20 protein-coding genes, 17 tRNA genes and 2 rRNA genes are annotated in these 21,271 nt (G+C 42.7%); 5 read left to right on the top strand and 34 right to left on the bottom strand.

All coding sequences use genetic code 11. The annotated features are described in order from the left end of the window. Positions 1-59 precede the first annotated feature (59 nt). Positions 60-773 (bottom strand): ATPase, encoded by a 714-nt coding sequence (locus tag M3212_RS18265; RefSeq protein WP_251195394.1) that lies wholly within the window; start codon positions 771-773, stop codon positions 60-62. Positions 774-886: 113 nt separating this feature from the next. Here M3212_RS18265 and M3212_RS18260 point away from each other — a divergent pair, with 113 nt between their 5' ends. After that, positions 887-1,147: a hypothetical protein gene (locus tag M3212_RS18260; RefSeq protein ID WP_251195393.1), complete on the top strand. Its 261-nt coding sequence runs from the start codon at positions 887-889 to the stop codon at positions 1,145-1,147. Next, the gene (locus tag M3212_RS18255; protein WP_251195392.1) at positions 1,144-1,338 is read left to right on the top strand and encodes a DinB family protein; all 195 of its coding nucleotides are present in this window, start codon (positions 1,144-1,146) and stop codon (positions 1,336-1,338) included. The genes M3212_RS18260 and M3212_RS18255 overlap by 4 nt, the downstream gene beginning before the upstream one ends. An 83-nt stretch (positions 1,339-1,421) precedes the next feature. Here the strand turns inward: M3212_RS18255 and M3212_RS18250 are convergent, their stop codons facing one another. Beyond that, positions 1,422-2,279, bottom strand: a complete 858-nt coding sequence (locus M3212_RS18250; protein WP_251195391.1) for a DUF3221 domain-containing protein — start codon at positions 2,277-2,279, stop codon at positions 1,422-1,424. A 298-nt stretch (positions 2,280-2,577) separates the two neighbouring features. Next, a complete protein-coding gene (locus M3212_RS18245) occupies positions 2,578-3,447 on the bottom strand; it encodes a pirin family protein (RefSeq protein WP_251195390.1) in 870 nt (289 codons plus the stop codon). A gap of 209 nt (positions 3,448-3,656) precedes the next feature. Between M3212_RS18245 and M3212_RS18240 the strand changes: the two genes are divergently transcribed. Then, complete coding sequence (locus M3212_RS18240; protein WP_251195389.1) at positions 3,657-4,307, top strand: helix-turn-helix transcriptional regulator; 651 nt, start codon at positions 3,657-3,659, stop codon at positions 4,305-4,307. An 86-nt stretch (positions 4,308-4,393) separates the two neighbouring features. On the opposite strand, the gene M3212_RS18235 is transcribed toward M3212_RS18240, so the two are convergent. The 8 genes from M3212_RS18235 to M3212_RS18200 all read right to left on the bottom strand — a co-directional run bounded on the left by M3212_RS18235 (position 4,394) and on the right by M3212_RS18200 (position 13,622). Further along, positions 4,394-5,872, bottom strand: a complete 1,479-nt coding sequence (locus tag M3212_RS18235; RefSeq protein WP_251195388.1) for an aldehyde dehydrogenase family protein — start codon at positions 5,870-5,872, stop codon at positions 4,394-4,396. Between the two features lie 379 nt (positions 5,873-6,251). Then, positions 6,252-7,529, bottom strand: coding sequence for an ethanolamine utilization protein EutH (gene eutH, locus M3212_RS18230; RefSeq protein WP_251195387.1), 1,278 nt, complete (start codon positions 7,527-7,529; stop codon positions 6,252-6,254). Between the two features lie 282 nt (positions 7,530-7,811). Then, complete coding sequence (locus M3212_RS22170; protein ID WP_349774207.1) at positions 7,812-8,108, bottom strand: potassium channel family protein; 297 nt, start codon at positions 8,106-8,108, stop codon at positions 7,812-7,814. Between the two features lie 559 nt (positions 8,109-8,667). Then, positions 8,668-9,951 carry a hypothetical protein gene (locus tag M3212_RS18220; RefSeq protein ID WP_251195385.1) on the bottom strand — a complete coding sequence of 428 codons (1,284 nt, stop codon included), beginning with the start codon at positions 9,949-9,951 and terminating at the stop codon, positions 8,668-8,670. 362 nt (positions 9,952-10,313) lie between these two features. Next, on the bottom strand, positions 10,314-12,260 hold the full coding sequence (locus M3212_RS18215) for an FtsX-like permease family protein (RefSeq protein ID WP_251195384.1): 1,947 nt from the start codon (positions 12,258-12,260) through the stop codon (positions 10,314-10,316). After that, positions 12,250-13,014 (bottom strand): ABC transporter ATP-binding protein, encoded by a 765-nt coding sequence (locus M3212_RS18210; RefSeq protein ID WP_251195383.1) that lies wholly within the window; start codon positions 13,012-13,014, stop codon positions 12,250-12,252. The genes M3212_RS18215 and M3212_RS18210 overlap by 11 nt, the downstream gene beginning before the upstream one ends. An 88-nt stretch (positions 13,015-13,102) precedes the next feature. After that, a complete protein-coding gene (locus M3212_RS18205; protein WP_251195382.1) occupies positions 13,103-13,312 on the bottom strand; it encodes an ATP-binding protein in 210 nt (69 codons plus the stop codon). Positions 13,313-13,322: 10 nt separating this feature from the next. After that, a complete protein-coding gene (locus tag M3212_RS18200) occupies positions 13,323-13,622 on the bottom strand; it encodes a hypothetical protein (protein WP_251195381.1) in 300 nt (99 codons plus the stop codon). Positions 13,623-13,991: 369 nt separating this feature from the next. Between M3212_RS18200 and mntA the strand changes: the two genes are divergently transcribed. Beyond that, complete coding sequence (mntA, locus tag M3212_RS18195; protein ID WP_251195423.1) at positions 13,992-14,393, top strand: type VII toxin-antitoxin system MntA family adenylyltransferase antitoxin; 402 nt, start codon at positions 13,992-13,994, stop codon at positions 14,391-14,393. Further along, positions 14,383-14,787, top strand: coding sequence for a type VII toxin-antitoxin system HepT family RNase toxin (gene hepT, locus M3212_RS18190; RefSeq protein ID WP_251195380.1), 405 nt, complete (start codon positions 14,383-14,385; stop codon positions 14,785-14,787). Before mntA ends, hepT begins: the two co-directional genes overlap by 11 nt. Positions 14,788-15,467: 680 nt before the next feature. On the opposite strand, the gene M3212_RS18185 is transcribed toward hepT, so the two are convergent. The 23 genes from M3212_RS18185 to M3212_RS18075 all read right to left on the bottom strand — a co-directional run. Next, a complete protein-coding gene (locus M3212_RS18185) occupies positions 15,468-15,947 on the bottom strand; it encodes an RNA polymerase sigma factor (RefSeq protein ID WP_251195379.1) in 480 nt (159 codons plus the stop codon). Positions 15,948-16,472: 525 nt separating this feature from the next. Then, entirely contained in the window at positions 16,473-17,678 is a 1,206-nt protein-coding gene (locus M3212_RS18180) for a M56 family metallopeptidase (RefSeq protein WP_251195378.1), read from the bottom strand. 1 nt (position 17,679) lies between these two features. After that, complete coding sequence (locus M3212_RS18175; protein WP_251195377.1) at positions 17,680-18,048, bottom strand: BlaI/MecI/CopY family transcriptional regulator; 369 nt, start codon at positions 18,046-18,048, stop codon at positions 17,680-17,682. A gap of 507 nt (positions 18,049-18,555) precedes the next feature. Beyond that, entirely contained in the window at positions 18,556-19,023 is a 468-nt protein-coding gene (locus tag M3212_RS18170) for a hypothetical protein (protein WP_251195376.1), read from the bottom strand. Positions 19,024-19,153: 130 nt separating this feature from the next. Beyond that, a tRNA-Leu gene (locus M3212_RS18165) sits at positions 19,154-19,238 on the bottom strand. Between the two features lie 13 nt (positions 19,239-19,251). Continuing rightward, positions 19,252-19,328 (bottom strand) — tRNA-Arg (locus tag M3212_RS18160). A 22-nt stretch (positions 19,329-19,350) separates the two neighbouring features. After that, positions 19,351-19,436, bottom strand: a tRNA-Leu gene (locus M3212_RS18155). Between the two features lie 15 nt (positions 19,437-19,451). After that, a tRNA-Cys gene (locus M3212_RS18150) sits at positions 19,452-19,526 on the bottom strand. Between the two features lie 13 nt (positions 19,527-19,539). Next, positions 19,540-19,611 (bottom strand) — tRNA-Gly (locus M3212_RS18145). A gap of 4 nt (positions 19,612-19,615) precedes the next feature. Then, positions 19,616-19,690, bottom strand: a tRNA-Gln gene (locus tag M3212_RS18140). A 13-nt stretch (positions 19,691-19,703) separates the two neighbouring features. Further along, a tRNA-His gene (locus M3212_RS18135) sits at positions 19,704-19,779 on the bottom strand. A 17-nt stretch (positions 19,780-19,796) separates the two neighbouring features. Then, a tRNA-Trp gene (locus tag M3212_RS18130) sits at positions 19,797-19,870 on the bottom strand. A 3-nt stretch (positions 19,871-19,873) separates the two neighbouring features. Beyond that, positions 19,874-19,958, bottom strand: a tRNA-Tyr gene (locus M3212_RS18125). A gap of 65 nt (positions 19,959-20,023) precedes the next feature. Further along, positions 20,024-20,096, bottom strand: a tRNA-Thr gene (locus M3212_RS18120). A 43-nt stretch (positions 20,097-20,139) separates the two neighbouring features. After that, positions 20,140-20,215 (bottom strand) — tRNA-Phe (locus tag M3212_RS18115). A 22-nt stretch (positions 20,216-20,237) separates the two neighbouring features. After that, a tRNA-Asp gene (locus M3212_RS18110) sits at positions 20,238-20,314 on the bottom strand. Positions 20,315-20,321: 7 nt separating this feature from the next. Then, positions 20,322-20,395 (bottom strand) — tRNA-Met (locus M3212_RS18105). Positions 20,396-20,433: 38 nt separating this feature from the next. Further along, positions 20,434-20,509: transfer RNA gene (locus tag M3212_RS18100), tRNA-Val, on the bottom strand. A gap of 50 nt (positions 20,510-20,559) precedes the next feature. Then, positions 20,560-20,634 (bottom strand) — tRNA-Glu (locus M3212_RS18095). Positions 20,635-20,660: 26 nt separating this feature from the next. Then, positions 20,661-20,754 (bottom strand) — tRNA-Ser (locus M3212_RS18090). A 5-nt stretch (positions 20,755-20,759) separates the two neighbouring features. After that, positions 20,760-20,834, bottom strand: a tRNA-Asn gene (locus tag M3212_RS18085). Positions 20,835-20,869: 35 nt separating this feature from the next. Then, positions 20,870-20,985, bottom strand: a 5S ribosomal RNA gene (gene rrf / locus M3212_RS18080). 199 nt (positions 20,986-21,184) lie between these two features. Next, a 23S ribosomal RNA gene (locus M3212_RS18075) occupies positions 21,185-21,271 on the bottom strand; the annotation flags it as partial.

Here is a 21,271-nt window from a genome sequence, read left to right as displayed (position 1 = left end):
TCCGCTTCTCCTTCCGTGATTTAACAAAAATGGTTGAAGGGGACAAGTATCCCCCGCTTTTAGCCCATTTTCAGCGGTGTGAGCCAGCCGGCAAATTCACTGCCCAGCTCTTCCTTTTCCGCCTCATTAAAGCTGATGATCACACATGTTGCCGGCCCCGCTGATTTACGGACGTCAAGGCGATCACCCTCGGCACGGAGATCGTTTGTTACGCCCCACACCTGTTCAAGCTCATGCTTAACTCCATTTGACCCGACTGGCACTACTTCGTAAATGGCAGGATGTCTTAGTAAACGCAAAAAGAGATCTAGTGGAAGAACGTCATCCGGCCTCGTCAGCACCTCTTCTCCGTACAAAGGCAGACCAGCCACGGCAAACGCAGCGTCATCCGGCGTATTCCCGACTTTCTTTTCATCCTTGGCGACTTTTCCAAGGACGGTGATGCCGAGCGCCGATTGAACGAGCGGCATATTTGATTCCGTGCTGCCACCGATCTCAAGCCCGGTGAGACCAATCTGCTCTGACATGCTTCTAATTTCATTTATCACCATTTGCCAGACTTCGTCAGAAATAAAATTTTGAACAAGTACGGCAAACGGAACAGCCCCGACGGCCAGACATTCCATTAATGCCACACGATATGTATACTGACTCAAAATTTGATATGACGTCTGAACGACATCCTGCTTCTTTTCCCCTATCCCCCCGGCTCCGTCGGCAGCAATCACTAATTCTTCATGTGCGGAAAGAGGAATGAAAATTACATCTCTCATCATCGTTTCTCCTTTATCGCTTACTTGGCTTGTCTCTCTATTATACTGCTTGCTGACATTCCCTCGTTATATAATAAAATCATTGGTACGAAAAATAGAATGGAGGCATGTAGATGAAAACTTTGGAGCAGATGTTTTTGCATTTGAATTGGGCTAATCAGCGGATTATTGAAGCATTGCACACGAACAAGACCGAGGATCAGGAAGCTCTCCGCCTTTTTTCACATATTCTTTTAGCGGAACGTATCTGGCTAACTAGATTAGAAGGAAAAGACAGTACGCAACTGCCGATCTGGACGGAGGAAGGCTTAAGTCGCTGCCAGGAGAGGGCAAGGGAAAACAAGAAAAGCTATGACGCTTACCTTCCAATTTGACAGAGGATGCACTCGACGAACCGGTCATCTATAAAAATAGCCGGCAGACAGAGTTTCACAGTTCGATTCGCGCGATTTTAACTCATGTCTCCCTTCATGGACAGTACCATCGCGGTCAAATTAACAGGCTTCTCCGCCTTGCCGAGGCTGAGCCTGTAAACGTTGATTTTATTACTTTCATCCGTTCATAGATTTCCTATAGGGCACTAAATAGCCGTCAGCCGGGAAAACGCTCCGCTGACGGCTATTGCCCAATGCTTAAAAGAAAACCTGATTACTCCACAACTTGAATAAACGCCGCTGAACCCTGGGCGGGAAGCGACTCAGCGACTCCTCCTTCGACCCAAAGTCGTACCGTGTCGCCTACATTCAGCTCGTCAAATGCGATTTCCCCGCTACTGTTGACGATTACAGCGTGCTTTGACGAAGCATAAATCAGGTTATCAACGAGCACAACCTTACTTCCGCGGTTCACTTCAGTAATGGGTCCCGTGATATACGGCTCGGCAGTCGGCACGGGCACCTGATCATCGTTCAGGCTGGCCAGCGGTCCTTCACTAAACGTAATAAAATCCGTATGACCAAAGCGCTCGGCAAGCGCTTCAAGGTCGACATCTTCAACCCGGCTGACATCTAACACGAGCTTATTCGACCAGGCGTCAACATAAGCCCCCAAAACTTTGCGCTCCCCTTTAAAAAAGCGACGCTCCTCCTCGAAAATTTCATCTTGTGCCTTTTCGAGAAAGGCTTTTGAATACGTAACATGATCGATATGCACCTTAAAGGCTTGGCCATCGGTTTCAGGAAGGTAGCTTTTCAATTCATCGGCCACCTCTGAAACATCCGTCTCTTTTGTCACCTGAATCACAAAATCACCTTCGCGCTCATCATGATTGAGATAAAATTCTCCCCTCTGTTCAGAAGCCAGGTTCTCATTGATAAAATCTTTCAACTTCACCACTAGCTCTTCTTGGTCTTCTCCATACACCTCAACATAGTCCTCGTATTCAATTACCGTGTCGTCTGCTTTTTCTCTATTTGCTTCAGTGCTTCCCATGCCAGTGCTTGTGGCATTGCCCTGACCACAAGCACCGACGATAAACAGGACGCTGATGAGCAGCAGCTTTCTCATTGATCTTCCCCCTTAATAAATGCCTTTTTTATAAGACTGCCGCAAAGGTGAACAAGTTTCACTGCCTTTTCCTATGAGCTCCTACATTCAATTTGACTTTTTTAGTAATTGCTATTTCAAATAGAGAGAAGAAGCCAGCCTTCATCAGAAACTCTCCTCTTTTATCCACACCAAAAAACTGGGCAAAAGGTGATGGTTCCTCCCTTTTGCCCAGCCTTGTCTTACAACGAGCTTGTCGCTGACACCGTTGCCGCCAGTTTTTTCAAAACACCAATTGTGTCTGTATAAAGCGTAGCCGCTAAACAGCCGGCGGCCCGAACTTCCCGTCATGATAATCGCGATAAGCCTGCTTAATTTCTTCCATCGTATTCATCACGAACGGGCCGTAGGGGACAATCTCTTCCTTGATCGGCGCGCCGGAATAGATCAGGAGTTTGGCCCGTCTGCTAGCCGATGTTATGTTAAATTCACTGCTGTTTGCCGGATTTCCGTCCTCTTGATACGTCAGCGTGGCAACGCCGTGCTTGGCGAGATGAACGGTCTCTCCTGCCCCAAGTTCCAGCTCACCTGATAAGACATACAAAAAGGCATTGTGATTTTCCGGTAAAACATGCGTATAGCTCGCCCCTTTTTCAAGATTAATTTCGACAAGCGTGATTGGGACAACGGATTGAAGCGGACCTTTCACGTCGCCGAACGCTCCGGAAAACACCTTTACCGAGCCGCCGTTCACGCTGATAACCGGAGCATCCTCAGCATAAATGTTTTGATACGATGTTTCTGTTTTCCGTTTGCTTTTTGGCAGGTTCAGCCATAGCTGCAGCGTATGAGCGATATCATCGTCAACGCCTTCCTCGGCGTGTCTCGCCGCCCAGCCGGCATTCATGTACTGAACGTCGCCGGGCTGCAAAATATCACGCCCGCCCCCGTTATCAATATGCTCCAATCTTCCATCAATGACATAGGTGATCGTTTGGAAGCCACGGTGTGGATGATCAGAAAAGGCCCCTCTTTTAAACCAATCTTCCGCCATCAAAATAAATGGATCGAAGTCCCGCCAGCGGTCTACCGGCAGCACCCACCCCTTTTGAATAAAAGGAAAGGATGCTTCCTCGTATTTGACATACCAATGATCTTTGACAGCCCGTTGAAACATGTTTGTTTCCATCTTTTCTCCACTCCTCCTATTTACTTTTTATACAAAAAAGTATATTAAATTAGGTAAATCATACATGACTCTGACTGAAAATCGCAATTTTTTTGCCTGCCGCCTCAGCCACCGAACGGCTCAATCCCTCATTCTTTCCTTTTTTTATACTTCCTAGTATAATTAATTGTCATAGAAAGCAATCCAAGAGTAAGAATCGAGGAACCAATATGAATAAAACAAAAAAGACAACAAAAGATAAAATACTCGAAGCGTTGAAAATCGACGTTTCATTAACCGTCAACGATTTAACCGAACGATTAAAGATCACCCATATGGCCGTGCGCAAGCATCTCTCAACGCTTGAGAAGGATCAATTGATTCAGGCTAAGGAAGTCAAACAGCCAATGGGTCGGCCGTTGCAAGTATTTTCGCTCTCTCCTGAAGGAGAGCGGCTATTCCCCAAAAACTATGAAGGGATCAGTGTTGAATTCCTGCAAGACATTCAGGACTTACATGGAAAAGAATCGATCGACCTCTTATTCAAAAAACGCGAACAGAGACTTACATCAGAGTACAAAGCAAGAGTCGGGCAAAAGCCGCAGTCTGAAAGAATCTATGAACTCGCCCGCATTCAAAATGAAAAAGGCTACATGACGGATGTCAATCAGCTGGACGAGCAGACATTTGAATTAGTCGAGCACAACTGCCCGATCCTGGCGATTGCCAAAGAATTTAAGACAGCCTGTCACTGCGAAACGGCAATGTTCAAGCAGGTGGTCGGCACAGAAAATGTTGATAGAGTCTCCTGCAAAACAGAGGGAAATGACCATTGTAAGTTTCGCTTTTCTTTAAAAGATGCTCTGCCGCACAGCGGTTAGAGTAAAACCTTTTGTACGCTGTATCGGATCTTAAGAAGAGGTCGGACAAAACATCCTTTTGCCCGACCTCTTTTATTTTTTGATAATTATTCCGGAATATATGGAAGCTCGCCTTTTTTCGGAATGTTGATAATATGAGTATCCGTATACGCCAGAAGCCCTTCTCTTCCGTATTCACGGCCGATGCCTGACTGTTTCACTCCACCAAACGGGAAGCGGACATCAAGCCCCTGGACGGCGGCAGTATTAATCATCGTTGTGCCGGCCTGAATCTGCTTGGCGACTTCAATCGCATGTTCTTCCTCGCCCCAGACAGAGCTGGTCAAACCGTAAATGCTGTCATTCGCTAATTCAATTGCGTGCTCGTCTCCATCGAACGGCAGAATTGGCACAGTTGGTCCAAATTGCTCCTCCACTACGATCGGATCATGGTAATCAGCTCCTAGCACAACGGTCGGCTGAAGGAAATAACCTTTTTCAAATACATCCTCATCGACTACTCTTCCAAGCTTGACAGCCGTTGCCCCTTTGGCAGTAGCATCATCAATCAGACTTTGTACAAACTCTGCCTGCTTTTTGTTGTTCACTGGGCCGATTGTGACGTCCTTATTAAATGGATCACCTACGCGAATCCATTTATTCGCGGCTTCGATATATTTTTCAACGAATTGCTCGTAAATCGAACGGTCAACATAGATTCGTTTCGCGATCATACAAATTTGACCGGCTGTTAAAAAGTTAGAAATGACGAGGCGGCGCATCGCCCGTTCATCATTGACGTCAAAGTCGTTCAAAATGATCGCCGCATCGTTTCCGCCCAATTCGAGCGTCATATTTTTTATCGTATCAGCCGCCGCCTTCATAATGTGCTTCGCGGTTCCCGTTCCGCCTGTAAAAGCAATTTTTGCCACTTTCGGATTCGTCGTCAACTCAACACCGACGTCGGCTTCCCCATGAACGAGATTTAGCACGCCGTTTGGAAATTCCGCTGCGATCATCTCCACCACTTTGCTGACAGCTAAAGGAGCGAGCGGACTTGGCTTCAGCACTATTGTATTGCCTGCGAGCAATGCTGGAGCGATTTTGATCGTTGAGAGTGACAACGGATAGTTCCATGGTGTAATCGCCGAGACAACGCCGATACCGTCATGGGCGATAATCGTCTTCCCATTCTCGTCCTCTCTCATTTCATTTTGCAAAACGTCCTTCGCATTTTGGCAGGCGAACTCCATCCATGCAAGAGATACGCCGATTTCCCCCTCGGCATCATAAAGCGGCTTGCCATGCTCCCTTGACAGCAGCTCGGCAATATCAGGAGCAGCGGCTTTAATGTTTTGAATCGCTCTTTCCATCCGCTCAATTCGCTCTTCGATGGCCACTTTCGTCCAGCTTGCGAATGCGGTATGAGCCGCATCAATTGCCCGGACTGCGTCCTCGCGTGTATTAATCGGCGCATAGCCGGCAACCCGCTCTGGATGGGTTGGATTTTCCCGCGCTTCATATCTCTCCGCTTTTACTTCTTCTCCATTAATAATCGCTTCAACCTTAATTTGATCGTTAAACATCGTCTGTTTCTCTCCTTTTTTATCTTAAAGTCGATATAGTTGCTATAGCAACTATATGGGGAAATAAGTTCCTTACCTTCTATATTCCTACCGAAGTGTACCCTAAACCTTAGATCAATGACAAATAGTTTGCTTTATCAGCACAAGAAAAAACTCGCCTGACTGCTCCTTTCCCTCTCATTATTCCTTTCCAGTCAAATCTTTTCCGACAATCAACCTCCTCTCTCCATACTTTTTAAACAATAAAGTATAAATAGTATAAAGGCAGTGTAGCTCAAATTATTGAGAGGTGCAATAATTTTGCTTCGCTTTTTAAAACATTAAAAGTGCCGCAAAAGGAAAACATCCTTTTGCGGCAGCTCTTGTATATTGACCACGTCTAACCGATCTTCTGTTCAGCTTCCACTTTCACGGGGATTTCTTCTTTTTCGATGTACTCATTTTCGCCGATAATCCCCAGTCTGCGGTCCTCTTCTTCAAGCTGCAGCGCCTTCTTTACACAGAGCCAGTGCGCTAGTGCAATCGCCGCAAGGCCTGCCAGAAGTTTTCCGGCCACGATCGGCAAAATCAGATTCGGCTGGAAATTCGCCGTAAAGGAGAGATGGTCGCCAAGCAGGAAAGCGGCACAGACAGCAAAGGCAATATTAATCACTTTATCCTTTGGCCGCATCGTTTTAACGAGGCGGAACATCGCCAGCACATTCGCACTTGAAGCAAGAATCCCGGCACTTCCAATGGCGTTTAAACCGACTTTCTTCCCGACCACTTCAAGCGGCTGCGACAAATACTTGCGAATCAAATAGACCATCGGGAACGCCCCTGCCAGCATAATCCCGATATAACCGGCTGTTTCAAGGGCACGGAACTGATCTTGCTCATCCGCAATAATCGGATCAAATCCCCAAACGCCAAATACCGTTGAGAAAAAGCCGGTAAAATATTCGACAATCGAAAAGCAGAGAACAAGCTTGATCCCGGCATCCATCCCCTTTCCAAAAATCATAAAGCCTTTGACCATCATATCAGGATAGAAACGTAACCCAAGCGCAATCACCAACACTAACACAATCAGCGGAATTAAATTAACAAAAATAGCACCAAAGCTTAATGCTAACTGATAGGTTGCTTCTGAGCTTGTTGAAATCACATCACGCACAACAGGATTGCCAAAAGCCATCATCGCGCATGAAATCAACACCCCGATCGGGATTGATAAAATGCCGGCCATGACACCCAACGCCATATATTTATGGTCGCGCTGATCAAGCATCGCCAACCCCATCGGAATGGTAAAGACGATCGTCGCCCCGGCCATATAGCCGACTGTCATCGCCATAATCCAGCCTTCGTGCGTCTCGGCCAGCGCCTCCGCCAGCTGGTATCCCCCCATATCAACAGCGATAACAGCTGTAGCCGCAATCGCCGGATCGGCCCCCACTGTGGCAAAGATCGGACCAAAAAAGCCCGAAATAAAGGTCGACAAATACGGAATCGATGCCATGATGCCGGCAGCCGGAACGAAAATATGGCCAACGGAATGCAGCCCCTCCATAAACTCCTTCCCGAGACCTGTTTGCGTGTTTTTTATCGAAGCAATCGCTCCAATTACAGCACAGGCCATGATGACATAGATGACGTAAGTCCCTAAATTCTCCATCCACCTTCCTCCTCACTTTGCAGCTCCAAAAAAGACAAAAAGGTGCCTGATTCCAGCTCGTCACGATTTTCGTCACAAAGCAAGCATCAGGCACCTTTGCCTATTTCGATTCACTTATTCACTGCGATTTACTTGACCAGCTCCATTGCCGATCAGCTATAGCTACATGTTACAGAAAGGTTGGATTCCTTTGTACTTTTTCGTCAGATTATCTGACTGAAAAAAGAACAGGTCATTTTTTATAGAGAATGTACATGCTCCTCCCTTATCCGGCAACATTTGTCAAAGAACATTGTTCCTCTTATAGCTGTCAATCAGCATTTTCACCTTTTCGATTTCCTCATCCGAAAGCTCTTCCAGGTGATCAATCTGCTCCTTTAAATAGGCAACTGTCGCATTTTCTTTTCCTTTTTTGTTTTGCGAAAAATAAGCGGCAATCGAGCTTGTCACCAAGCCGAGCAACCCAATCCCAAACACCATCAAAATAATGGCGATCAGTCTGCCGACAACGGTGACAGGAGAGATATCGCCATAGCCGACCGTGGTCGAGGTGACAATCGCCCACCAGACCGCGAAAATTTATAACCCAAAATGATTATCTATTTTCAACTCGAATCATAGTCCACTTTATTATCGTTTGGATTATCAGAAATATCGAAGTACTAATAATAGACAAATTAAAGTAATATAATAGAAAGAAAGAACCCGAAAAAGCTATAGACATTAATATGCTAGCTAAAACAGCTAATCCAAAATATGAAATGGCTGTACTAATTACTACCTGTTTTCTGCTCGTTCTAAATCGATTAATGATATACCTATCAAGTAAGGGAGATAACACTCCTCCAAAAATGAAGAAGATAAAAAAGCTTGGTACAAATAAATAACCAAATATTGAAACAAAAGACCAGTATCGATCACCCTCAATTGCTGTACTTTGCTCTAAATAGAGAATCAATGAATAGGATAAACTAAACAAAAGAGAAGATATTATAACTGTGATGATTTTCATTGAACCGCCTCGACTCTTCATTATCAACACCCTTTCTTTTAGTAATGCTACCCTACTCTTTATAAAAGACATTAAAAGCATTCCATTATTGATAGAACAACAATGGAACGCAGAAGTACAATCATGCTATGATCTTCCACTAATTTTAAACTGCCTTGCAAGTGCACTTGGAGCTCCTAAGTATTCAAAACCTTCATTAGGGTGAGCAAAAATCATTCTATTGCTTTCTCCGTTATTTATTATTAAATACAGTTCATGTGAAGGAGCTCGATCATGAAGTCCCTCAAAACTATAGGTTCCGTCCCTATTTGTAATTACCCGCATTTGGATGTCAATTTCTTGACCAGAAGCATTCCCACCTAGAATATACGGATTTCCAACTTTATGATAATAGGTGTAATCTGCCCTGTTCGAACCATGGGAGTTTCGTATCGCATTCACAAAAGTATCAGAAGCTGTTCTTGAACCTATTAATCTATAGTTACTGTCATATGCTTGTGTTGCACCTACAACCTTATCAAAATCAAATTGAGAAACATGGTTACTGTGAAAAGTAGTTTTTGACCACATTTTCGTGCGAACTTGATTAGATGTAAAACTAAAAGAGCGATTATCACCACCAAAATATCGAACATTTCCAAGTGGTATTGGGGTAGGAACATATTGATCAGGAATAAATGTTTTATACTCCCAAGAAAAACTTTGATTTACTGTTGACATGGGTGCAAAATCACCCTTACTAGAGGGAGTATCAACGAGTCTCACAAAACTAACTGGTTTCTTTAAGTCCTCTTTAGTGTACTTGATATTATTATCTTCAAAAAAGGATACTACCTCTTCAACCTCACTTGAATTCATCGGTAAGTTAAATTGAACCTCATAAGTATAGCTTGTTTCAGCAGCTACATCAAAATCTATATATTCAGATTCATATACTGTATCAATTAGCTCCTGATCCCTATAAACTTTAAATTCACTCACATCTGGGAAGTCAGCCCAATCTAAATATACGCTATCTGTGGAAGCAATGCTAGTTAACGATGTATCAATTTCTAAACTCACTTCATTCTTCTGATTTCTTAAGTTTAATAGTGAGACACTTTCTTTATTATCAACAGATTGTAAAATACTGTAATATTTCTGGTTGAACTCTTTATCTGTTTGTAATACGGAGTAAAAATTCAAATCTGAACCTTCTTCATTGTGTATTAAAACATCAGTTCCCTTCCCCTTATATAGTATTTCTCCACTGCTATCAAAAATAGTGTAATTTTTTACGCTATCTTTAAGCGATATTACTGTTTTGTCTTTTTGATAATCAACTTCAATATCATTACTTTCCGCATAAACATTTAGCGAGATTAAAGATAAGGCTAAGATAAAAGTTAATAAAACACATATTTTTTTCATAGTCAACCTCCTTCAAAATTTTCCCTTGGAAATAATTATATAATTTTCAAGACTTCAAATCAACTACCATATATATCTTGCTCCCTCAGCTCTTTGCTACAATTAAATCGACATTAATAGTACAAGAGTCACATTCGATCTATTTTATAAAATCACAGATGAAATTTTTAACAATGGCTCTTCCTAGAAAAGAACATGTTGATAGATTCTGATATTCTAGAAAACTTATATAAAAACATTGGTGTAGCTTGTTTTTAAGTATCTTCAAAAGGAAGTTGGTTATCAATTTAAGATCGACATTCAGAGACTTTTGGATAAAAAGCGCTTATTTTTTCCACGAAGCCCCTCTCACGCCTGCTGTGTTATTCAGCCATCACCCGAGCAATCATCTTCTTTCTCACGTAAAGATAAAACCCGATTTGGATGATGTGATAAATCGCTGCGATGATCAGAAAATGCAGGAGGATAATCGGAGTCTCCAGCACACCGCCGACGTCGCGGGCCATCGCCACAAGATAAAGAAACGCTAATGTCGTCCCGATCAATGTCGGAAAAAAGAAGAGGGCTGTCATTTCCTTTGTCATGATCGCCCGTCCTTCTCTTGCCGTGATTCCGATCTGATTCAGCTTTTTGAACTTTTCTTTTTCCTTCTCGATTCCGGAAAAGAAATTCAAGGATAAGAGAATAAACGAACCAAAGAAGAACAAGATACTTAGAATCGTTGTCACAAAGAATAAAATCCCATTCGAGCTTTTATTCGCGCTATATCCTTCTACTTTTGAATCGACATAAAAGAAAGACTGCTCAACATCTCTTTCTCCCGCAACATCGATCATCGCTGGTGTCCGTTCATTGTAGCTGCTAAACTGTCGTTGCAAATCTCCAACGACATCCGTCGTTTCCTTCCAGTTCTCTACATTAATTAAATGCATTCTCGCTTCAAAGCCATCGACCTGCTGTTTAACGAACTCCAGCTGGGAATGGTTCAACACAATAAAGGGACCTGAAAAATTCATCCGCTTTTCAATGATTATTTCTTTCAGCCTATACGGTCGTTCGTCGGGTAACGGCAGAATTTCAGCCTTAATATAATCAGTGTCACCACTGTATGCCGGATCCATATCCAAGTAGTAAAGAATTTCATCATTCTCCAGCATAATCTCTCTTGCAGTGAATGTATTAAATTGATCAAGGGACATGAAATGATAGAAATCAAGCCCACCGTAGGACGATTGTTGATAGTGAGAATAGACGGGAATGATCAGATGCTCACGTACCGGATTCTCATCTTGATCGATGATCGCATAAAGCTCCGTCTCCGTGAGATGATTTTTCTGATCCGTTTCGATAAAAGATATATCATACGGGTATTGACTTATCACTTCTTCCCCCGTCGCCTGGTATGTAAATAATAGAATCGTGCTGTACAAAATCGTCACCATAATCATCACCGAAACGAGCATCAGGATCGCTGTCAGCTGCTTGAATTTATAATCCAGAGCAGTTAACAGCAGCAGACGGCGGTAATAGTATGCCTTGTTCTTTTTAGCCAGCTCAATAAAGAAACTGGTGAACTGATAAATGCTAATATAGAGACCTGTTAACGTAGTCAATGTCCAGAGAAGCAGAAACTCACCGCCATTATTGGAGGTAGCATAGGTATAATAAAGACCGACAAGCGAAACGATCATAATGATGATTCCCATTGCACCGAAAAGCGGACTTTTCAGCTTGAGTGCCTCAGCCACTTTGTCGCTTTTCAGGCTGGTAGCGAGACTTTCATTCAATATAGAAAAGAGCGAGCGCCCGACTGCGACTGAAAAGACGAGCAAAAAAGCAATAATCGTATAAATCCACATCTGACTGTTTAGATGAAAGGAGACTCCCTTAAGACCAACACCGCTCATTAACAGCAAAAAGAATAGCCGTGAAAAAACCGCTCCGGCCAAAAGCCCGGAAAGCAAAGAGACAGCGGCGATTATCACATTTTCCAGCAACAGCAGCCTGGCGATATCACGGTTCGCCATCCCTAATGTGAGAAAAAGCGCAAACTCACTTTTCCTCCGTTTGATAAAAATACTGTGCGCATAACTGATGAAAAACACGGTAAAAACGAGTAACGCGAGACCCGGAATCGTCAAAAGATATTGAATCGATTCTGTCTGCTTCACCTCGACTACCTGTTCATTAAAAAACACCGTCGCGAAAATAAAGAAAAACATCACAGCAAAACTGTTGCAGAGATAATAAAAGATATACTTTCTGTAATGGACCTTTGCCATTTTCCAGACGATCTGATTAAAAGACATCTGTTCTTCCTCCCAAAACAGCAAGATTATCCATTATTTGATGCAAAAACTCCTTTCTGCTTCCTTTCTTTACAATATGAGAGTGAATCGCACCGTCCTTAATGAACACCACTTTCCGGCAATAGCTCGCCGCAAACACATCATGAGTGACGAGCAGAACGGTTGTCGCAAGCTCATCAACAACCTTCTCAAAGCATTCCATGATTACCGTGGATGATTTCGAATCCAAATTCCCTGTCGGTTCATCCGCTAAAATGATGCTCGGCTCATTCACTAAAGCGCGGCTGACGGCCGTTCTTTGCTGCTGGCCGCCGGAGATATGATACGGATATTTATCGAGGATCGGCTCAATCTCAAAAACACCGGCAAGCTCCGCGACCCTTCGATCAATATCGTCCGTCGCTCTCTTCTCAAGCACCATCGGCACCATCATATTTTCCTTCACGGTTAAACTGTCGAGTAAATGAAAGTCCTGAAAGACAAAGCCCAATTGCTGCCGTCGGAAAATTGCTAATCGATCTCCAGATATCCTGCTTATTTCTTCCCCGGCGATCCTCACTTCCCCGGATGTCGGCTTATCCAATCCGCTTAACACATTCAGCAAAGTCGTTTTGCCGCTGCCGGACGGCCCCATGATCGCAAGAAACTCTCCTTTGCGGATTGAAAGATTCACCCCGTTTAAAGCGGTTGTCGAACCTTCCCCGCCCAGTTCTCCGTATATTTTTACAAGATTAGCAGCCTCTAAAATCGCCATTCGTCTCTTCCTTTCACAGTTGAAATCATCTTTCCCCTAATCCTAAGCGATAAAGAGAGACAGAGCCATCGCCCATGCTAAAAATACCTTACAAAACTGTAAGGTATTTCTGTTGCATCGTCTTCGTCTCCGCTCCGGCTATCCATCTGACCGTGACCGTCGTCCCTTTGCCCACGGCCGAATCAATCGTAATCGTCTGTCCTGCTTTATCAGCAATCCTTTTGCATAAATAAAGTCCAATTCCGCTTGAGTTTGAAAATTGCCGGCCATTCTCCCCTGTAAAAAAAGGCTCGAACACTCTCTCAAGATCATAGCGCGGGATTCCGCATCCTTCCTCTATGACCGATAGTGTGCTTGTCGTGATTAACAATTAACTTGATCACTGACACCGGTGTTTTCAAATCGTGCATCCAGTGCGAGAAAAAATATAACCGTTCCTCATTTTGCTGTTTCATCTCATCATAATGAGCGTTCTGTTCCATGATCGTCTTATGTACTAACTGCTGAAACGCTTTCTGTTCCTCCGTATATGGCTCCAATTCGGCAGCCTGATTGGAGCGAATTAATTGATAGTAGTGTACCCAGTCGATCAGTAAATAAACAACCAATAAAAACAAACAATTGATAAAGGGTAAAACCATTCTGTCTTTAACGGTTCATTAAGATGGAAAAAGGCAATCACACAAGTGATGTTCAAATGATACTCGGTTCATTTACTAGGGCGTGGCTAATAGCGGTTCTTTGGTGGTGGACGCCGGATAAAAGTATAAAAATAACTTAAATGAAGAGGTAACGGGTTTTCAGTGGAACCTTACCAAATCATTTTTACTACTTTGAACATGTGTACAAATATACTCATTAAGCAGGATAGAGAAATAGATGAATAATGTCACTGCCTGTCTGGTATAATAAAGAAGATGATAGAATGTCGCTCTTTTTCTATATTCATAGAAAGGCTGGAGGGATTTGGATTGAATATGGTGAACGAACAGCTCATTATCGACAAGCTTGTTGCTTCTTTGTCTCCGTTCCTCATCGTCTTGTTCGGCTCACATGCAAAAGGGACGGCGAATCAAGATAGTGATATCGACATTGCCTTTTTAAGCGAGCAGAATAAAGTAGACTCTTATCAATTGTTTATGGTCGCGCAAGACCTCGCTGCGAAGCTGAATCAAGAGGTTGACCTAATTGATTTACAAGAAGCAAGCACGGTTTTTCAAGCGCAAGTGATCCAGACTGGCAAAGTCATTTATTGTTCAAATCAAGAAAAGAAACAGCAGTTCGAAATAAAAGCATTAAAAATGTACACGAAACTAAATGAAGAACGCGCTCCTATTTTCAAAAAGATCGCTGAAAGTGGGTCAATCTATGAAAAATGATGTTGTCTTGAATAAGGTTGCCATTATCGAACGTTGTATCAAACGAATTACAGAGGAATATCAACAGAACCCAGACCATTTAAGAAACTATACAAAACAAGATTCGATTGTGTTAAATCTCCAACGTGCATGTGAAGCCAGTATTGACCTTGCCATGCATATTGTTGCCGAGAAAAAACTAGGTATTCCACAAACGAGTCGTGATGCTTTTTCGTTAATAGAAGAAGAAGGGATCCTTCCCGCCTCACTTTCTCATAAAATGAAAGCAATGGTTGGCTTTCGAAACATTGCCGTGCATGATTACCAGGAGCTTAACTTGAGCATCTTACAACAAATACTTGATAACCATTTACAGGACTTTACTGACTATACAAAAGCGATCCTTTCTTATTGAGATAGGGGGTGTCATAAAGGTAGATACTCCCAACGAGTTTCCCTCGAATGTTGATGGCCCGATTTCGTCGAACGCCTCCTCGACCTTCATAAAATCGTCAGGCTGATACACGTCATAGCCATACCGCTCCAAATTGCCCCGCACAAGTTTACTTAGCTGAACATCACCGACTATAAGCATCACTTTATACATATCCCCGCTCCTTTCTCTGCTCTTATTTGATCAAGCTGAAGACAGAAGCAAAACCTGTTTAATCACAAAGAGCCTGAAGCTACATGTTTGTGTCATGTTGCATTTTCCATTAACCTAAAGCCCGGTCAAAAAAACGTTATTTTTAGGAGCGAGTCACATCGGCTTATCCAATGCAGAAATGCCTCAATGGCGAGGGTATTTCAGATGTCGCAGTGTCGATATAGTAGATTGGCGCCTTACCAAAGCCACAGCAATGACACAAAAACAGTTGATACATCCAAAGTTACACTCGAAGAAGACTTACGGTACATTTTCGAAACGATGAACGTATAGGCTAACTTTCCAAATGTGGACGGCTGCTACGGGGGTGACGCCATTATTCCAGGGTAATGCAAAGCGTTAAACCGCAAGCACGCTATGCCGTTATGTTAGAACGTATACTTGTTCTACTCCTTCAACCTTTAATAATCAACATAAACATACTAAGATTAGAGGTCCCAGCTATCGTACGAATGTTCCGCATTTTTTTCTAGCTGTTTTTTTAACTTCTGCTTCGCTCGTTGGACTCGTTTTTTACAGGCTTCTATAGAAACCCCAATTTCTTGTGCCACCTCCGTTATCGACTTCCTATCTATAACAACCTTTTTAAGTAAATTGAATTCTTTATTATTAGAAAAGTCAGAGTATAAAACCTCAACATTCAGAACATCAATCATTCCTGGAACAATACCTTTATCTATGTCTAAAGAAGTAACAACAATATTTTTGTGAGATGCTTGCTTGCGAATTTTATTTCTACTAACATTCTTTAACGTATTTAATAACCAGCCTTTCGGATTAGGACTCAATAAGAAATTATCGGCTTTAGTACACGCAATTTGAAATGTTTCTTGAACAGCATCTTCGGCGATGGAGCGATCCAATTGCATATTTTGTGCATATGCTAATAAAAAATAGTACATTTCCATATAAAATTCTTCAACGATACAACGTTGGTACTATTCAGCACTATCCTCACACCACCTTCCATCAAAATTCTGATCTAAGGTATGTTGTAATTTAACACAGATACTCTCGGGGTTATTATTCTTTAGAAGAAATGGAGTGAATGTAAGAGGGGATTCTCCATATAATTAAGAGATATTCTGTGACGGCTTGCTTGTTAAACTCTTCGATATACCTTTTGTTCCATACAATTAAGAAATATCTTAGATGAATTTACCGAGATCCCCATCCCCCTATTGTCTGTAAGAATTCCATATGTTATCGATATGCCTAAGCACTTTACACTGTAAATTTATGACATTGACTTGATAAGGAGGGCAACCTAAAGGAGTTTTTTCAAAGAAAGGATCAAATCGTGGCAATATATATTTTAAAATTCATTTTGCTTTAAAGGGCTCATAAGCTTTCCTGAGACCACTTTCAGTAAATAAGATCTATACGAAGTATTGCAGGGAAGAAGATCCATACTTGCCTCTTCCCAAATGACACTACTTTAGCTTCTTGTTATTGTAAAGCTGTTGCAACAGCTTTTTGAAATGAGCTACTTCGCTATCATCTTCCTCCACATCACCATCATTGTAATATGACCAAGTAACAAAGGTATCAGACATTTGCGCTTCACCATCTGCTTTGTCAACGGACAGATCACTGAGGGCCTCTTTTAAACGAGAGACTTCATGATCATCAATTACGCTGTTATGAGGTCCAGCAACAACTTCAGTAACATTAGAGTTGGCGACAGCCGTCAGTGCTCCGCCACTTATCAGCATCCCTACCAACGTCATACAAAGGATGAAAGCACCATTCTTTTTCTGACTTAGGTCCACGATTGAAGAAAGACGATTTTTCATACTTGTTTTCCCTCCATAAAAATTATTCGCTAATGTTGTTCTTGAGTTTTTCCCATTCCGGATAAATTTAATTATAGCTTCACCATATTTTATTCGTTGTTGAAAATCTACGTTTTTTACAACCAATGCGTCACAGGAGATTTCACATTGTTCTACTACAGCTTTAGCCATTATATAGACTACTGGATTGAACCAATGAAAGGCCGTTGCTACTACTATCACTGCCTTATACCAGAGGTCATGCCTTTTAAAATGTATCAACTCGTGCTTTAAAATCATAGAGAATATATCAACTGAAGATTTAATAGGTGGCAGTAAAATAGCGGGACGGAAAAAACCGACGAGCATAGGATACGTAACACCTTTACACGTACTTAACCTTATATGTTTTTTAATTCCCAGTTCCGTCTTTAACCTATTCAAAATTTCTAAAGCTCTTGTATCGGTTAAAGGCTCACTCCAGCGGTCTACAAACTTTACAAAACGATAATGTCTCAGAATATGATACAATAGGGTACTTACGACACCTAAACCCCACACCCCAGCAAAAAGCCACCATAAAAAGGCAGTCTCTTGTTTATTTATCGCTCCTCCTACATACACAGGTATGACATTGATCGTTGAGTGAACAAAAGCTATAGACTTATCGAATATTTGGAGAAATGGAAGATCAATCCATAACCAAAATGGGAATATCCAACCAATTGCAATCAACAACCAAACTATATAATTCCACCTTGCAGTGTATCGTTTTGATAAAATAGGCATTATTGCCGCATAAACGAGCGTAACTAATGACATAGAAATAGAACACTGAATCAGGATAACTAAAAACTCCTGCATATCAATCCCTCTGTTCTTTCAGCCACTTTTCCAATTGGTCAAGGTCTCTGTCCTTTAATTTGTTTCCAGAATATAACGTAGCAACTAAGCTACTAAAAGAATTAGCATGAAAGCGTTCAATAAAGTTGTTTGTTTCAAATTTAAGGTATTCCTCCTCACTAATAAGGGGATGGTAATGCCGCTCTTTTCCACTTTTTTCAGATCGGATAAAACCCCGCTTCACTAACCGCGACAAAAGGGAACTCACTGTCTGCGTTTTCCATCCCTTCTCATTACCAAGTTCTTGCATAATCAGATTGGTCGTTATAGGCGAATCATTTCCCCATACCACCTTCATAATGGAAAATTCAGTATCCGGTAATTTATTCACTGTTACGCAACTCCTTTGAGACAATTGTCTACCTTATACATATTACCACATATTCTACATTTGTAGAATATAAAAAGCAATATAAAATCTTGCTTGTGACAACATTAAAAATAGTTGTCCCAAAATTACACTGTTAATACATATACAAATGAAGAGTGATAACTCTTTATTTATGCTAAAAATGGAGGTGATTTCGATGCCAATCAATATAAGCTTTTTATATTAACCAAGATTTAATAGGAACTGTACTTAGATTTTAAATTTAGAATTGGAGGGTACTGTTATGAAACAAATTACTCTATCAGTCTTCTGGTTTCTCTTTCTAATCGCCCTGCTCTCTTCTCCAAGCCTTACATTTGCAGACGATCAACAGGATTACTTAGCTTCTCTTACCTCAGAGGAACTTGCATATTACGATCTTAATCTAGCTCCTACAGAAGAATGGAAAGAAGCCATATTAGAGGCTAGAAATTCCATAATTTACAGCACCTCTTGGACTGTTGACGGTCAGGTATCATATGGATTACCAGATGGAACTATTGAAAAACTCCCTGAATTTTCGGAGTTGTTTCCAGATTGGGAGGTACCTAGATTAAATGACTCCGTGCGAACTGAATGGTTATCCACACAAGACTTATATAGTTGAGGAAGTGGCTCTCGGAATAAACCATTATCAGCAATATTTTTGTCAATCTCCACTAGGGGAGATCCTACTTTTATTCCCGCAGACATTCCTTCTACATCAGAATAAGCATTTGCTAATTCTGGAGGTACATAAATTAATTCTTGGTTTAAAACGGGAAGTTCAAGTAATAATGCGATTCTATAACTTATATATTCATGAAGAAGAGCCCTTGTATAACTATCTGGATAATTAAACTTAACAACCCGCATTACATTATCGCTACAAAGCATTTTCTTAGGCTTTGAAATCCCATCATCCATATTACCAAAAAAACCGACTGCTTCAATCATTATATGTATATTCCCCTCCTCAGACCACCAGTAATTTCATAATAACCTAAAAACAGCAGAGTCTATTTCACTCTGCTGCTAGTAATTATCGTTTTCTATAATAATATTCTGTTATTTGTGTGTTTAAAGATGGTACCGGTGGTCGGGGTCGAACCGACACTCCCGAAGGAACACGATTTTGAGTCGTGCGCGTCTGCCAATTCCGCCACACCGGCACATCAAATATTATGGCGCGCCCTGAGAGATTCGAACTCCCGACCTTTTGATTCGTAGTCAAACACTCTATCCAGCTGAGCTAAGGGCGCATATGGGGTTGTCCTACTCTAATGCCGAGGGCCGGACTTGAACCGGCACGGTAGTCACCTACCGCAGGATTTTAAGTCCTGTGTGTCTGCCAATTCCACCACCCCGGCAGGGTAAGTAAATAATGGAGGCGGTACCCGGATTCGAACCGGGGGATAAGGGTTTTGCAGACCCGTGCCTTACCACTTGGCTATACCGCCGAATAAAAAACAAAGCGGAAGACGGGATTCGAACCCGCGACCCCCACCTTGGCAAGGTGGTGTTCTACCACTGAACTACTTCCGCAAAATGGCTGGGCTAGCTGGATTCGAACCAGCGCATGACGGAGTCAAAGTCCGTTGCCTTACCGCTTGGCTATAGCCCATTACTGTATAAAATGGGGCGACTGATGGGAATCGAACCCACGAATGCCGGAACCACAATCCGGTGCGTTAACCACTTCGCCACAATCGCCACATGATCAAATTAATTGGCAGGGGCAGTAGGAATCGAACCCACACCGGAGGTTTTGGAGACCTCTGTTCTACCGTTAAACTATGCCCCTAAATGGTGGAGGGGGACGGATTCGAACCGCCGAACCCTGAGGGAGCGGATTTACAGTCCGCCGCGTTTAGCCACTTCGCTACCCCTCCAAAGACACATTATCTATATTACACAATATGTTATCTTCAGTCAATATATGAATCTAGAGTAAAAATGCCGGCCAGAGGACTTGAACCCCCAACCTACTGATTACAAGTCAGTTGCTCTACCAATTGAGCTAGACCGGCATAATAAAAACTGCCGCACATACACAAAATCAGTAGTTATAAATGGTGGCTTGGGACGGAATCGAACCGCCGACACATGGATTTTCAGTCCATTGCTCTACCGACTGAGCTACCAAGCCGTTTGTATTATTAAGGAATAAATGGCGGTCCGGACGGGACTCGAACCCGCGACCTCCTGCGTGACAGGCAGGCATTCTAACCAACTGAACTACCGGACCAACGGTATTGCGGGGGACGGATTTGAACCGCCGACCTTCGGGTTATGAGCCCGACGAGCTACCAGACTGCTCCACCCCGCGTCGTTATTAAGTATTCGGATGACGTCTCTCAAACGTTATGGTGGAGGATGACGGGATCGAACCGCCGACCCCCTGCTTGTAAGGCAGGTGCTCTCCCAGCTGAGCTAATCCTCCGACTCTTAATGGTTATGTATAACAATCAATAAAGCTTCTATATTTAAAAATGGTGACCCGTACGGGATTCGAACCCGTGTTACCGCCGTGAAAGGGCGGTGTCTTAACCGCTTGACCAACGGGCCACATATCATATGAGCAAAATTGTTACTGGCGGAGAGCGAGGGATTCGAACCCTCGAGACGGTTTTACACCGCCTACACGATTTCCAATCGTGCTCCTTCGGCCAGCTCGGACAGCTCTCCGTGGTTGGCTCCACAGGTAGGACTCGAACCTACGACCGATCGGTTAACAGCCGATTGCTCTACCACTGAGCTACTGTGGAATGTATATGATTTTGCTTATGTAAAGAAATAAATCGCCCGGCAACGTCCTACTCTCACAGGGGGAAGCCCCCAACTACCATCGGCGCTGAAGAGCTTAACGACCGTGTTCGGCATGGGAACGGGTGTGACCTCTTCGCTATCGCCACCGGACATTTGATCTTCAGATAACCGGCGACCTTCTTTGTCAGCTTCATGGTCTTCGGTCATGTCACGTACTTATGTACGCTCCATTCCTCAGCCATTTGCTTCCTCGAATGTCTTGGTTCTCTTTGATCAAGATGATATGTTTAAAAAACATATCTTGATTCTTTCAAAACTAGATCATGATTGTACAAGTATCAAGAATTGCTTGGATAAGTCCTCGACCGATTAGTATCTGTCAGCTCCACGTGTCGCCACGCTTCCACACCAGACCTATCAACCTCATCATCTCTAA

Source organism: Halalkalibacter oceani, assembly GCF_023715705.1.
Classification (GTDB): domain Bacteria; phylum Bacillota; class Bacilli; order Bacillales; family Bacillaceae_D; genus Halalkalibacter; species Halalkalibacter oceani_A.
This window is presented reverse-complemented; position numbering and strand designations above follow the sequence as displayed.

Coding starts and splice junctions, on each gene's coding strand:
- M3212_RS18220 (WP_251195385.1), bottom strand. CDS start 9,951: ATGAAAAAAATATGTGTTTTATTAACTTTTATCTTAGCCTTATCTTTA.
- M3212_RS18240 (WP_251195389.1), top strand. CDS start 3,657: ATGAATAAAACAAAAAAGACAACAAAAGATAAAATACTCGAAGCGTTG.
- M3212_RS18215 (WP_251195384.1), bottom strand. CDS start 12,260: ATGTCTTTTAATCAGATCGTCTGGAAAATGGCAAAGGTCCATTACAGA.
- M3212_RS18245 (WP_251195390.1), bottom strand. CDS start 3,447: ATGGAAACAAACATGTTTCAACGGGCTGTCAAAGATCATTGGTATGTC.
- hepT (WP_251195380.1), top strand. CDS start 14,383: ATGAAAAATGATGTTGTCTTGAATAAGGTTGCCATTATCGAACGTTGT.
- M3212_RS18235 (WP_251195388.1), bottom strand. CDS start 5,872: ATGTTTAACGATCAAATTAAGGTTGAAGCGATTATTAATGGAGAAGAA.
- M3212_RS18250 (WP_251195391.1), bottom strand. CDS start 2,279: ATGAGAAAGCTGCTGCTCATCAGCGTCCTGTTTATCGTCGGTGCTTGT.
- eutH (WP_251195387.1), bottom strand. CDS start 7,529: ATGGAGAATTTAGGGACTTACGTCATCTATGTCATCATGGCCTGTGCT.
- M3212_RS18170 (WP_251195376.1), bottom strand. CDS start 19,023: ATGATTGAAGCAGTCGGTTTTTTTGGTAATATGGATGATGGGATTTCA.
- M3212_RS18260 (WP_251195393.1), top strand. CDS start 887: ATGAAAACTTTGGAGCAGATGTTTTTGCATTTGAATTGGGCTAATCAG.
- M3212_RS18185 (WP_251195379.1), bottom strand. CDS start 15,947: ATGGAAATGTACTATTTTTTATTAGCATATGCACAAAATATGCAATTG.
- M3212_RS18210 (WP_251195383.1), bottom strand. CDS start 13,014: ATGGCGATTTTAGAGGCTGCTAATCTTGTAAAAATATACGGAGAACTG.
- mntA (WP_251195423.1), top strand. CDS start 13,992: ATGGTGAACGAACAGCTCATTATCGACAAGCTTGTTGCTTCTTTGTCT.
- M3212_RS18180 (WP_251195378.1), bottom strand. CDS start 17,678: ATGCAGGAGTTTTTAGTTATCCTGATTCAGTGTTCTATTTCTATGTCA.
- M3212_RS18265 (WP_251195394.1), bottom strand. CDS start 773: ATGAGAGATGTAATTTTCATTCCTCTTTCCGCACATGAAGAATTAGTG.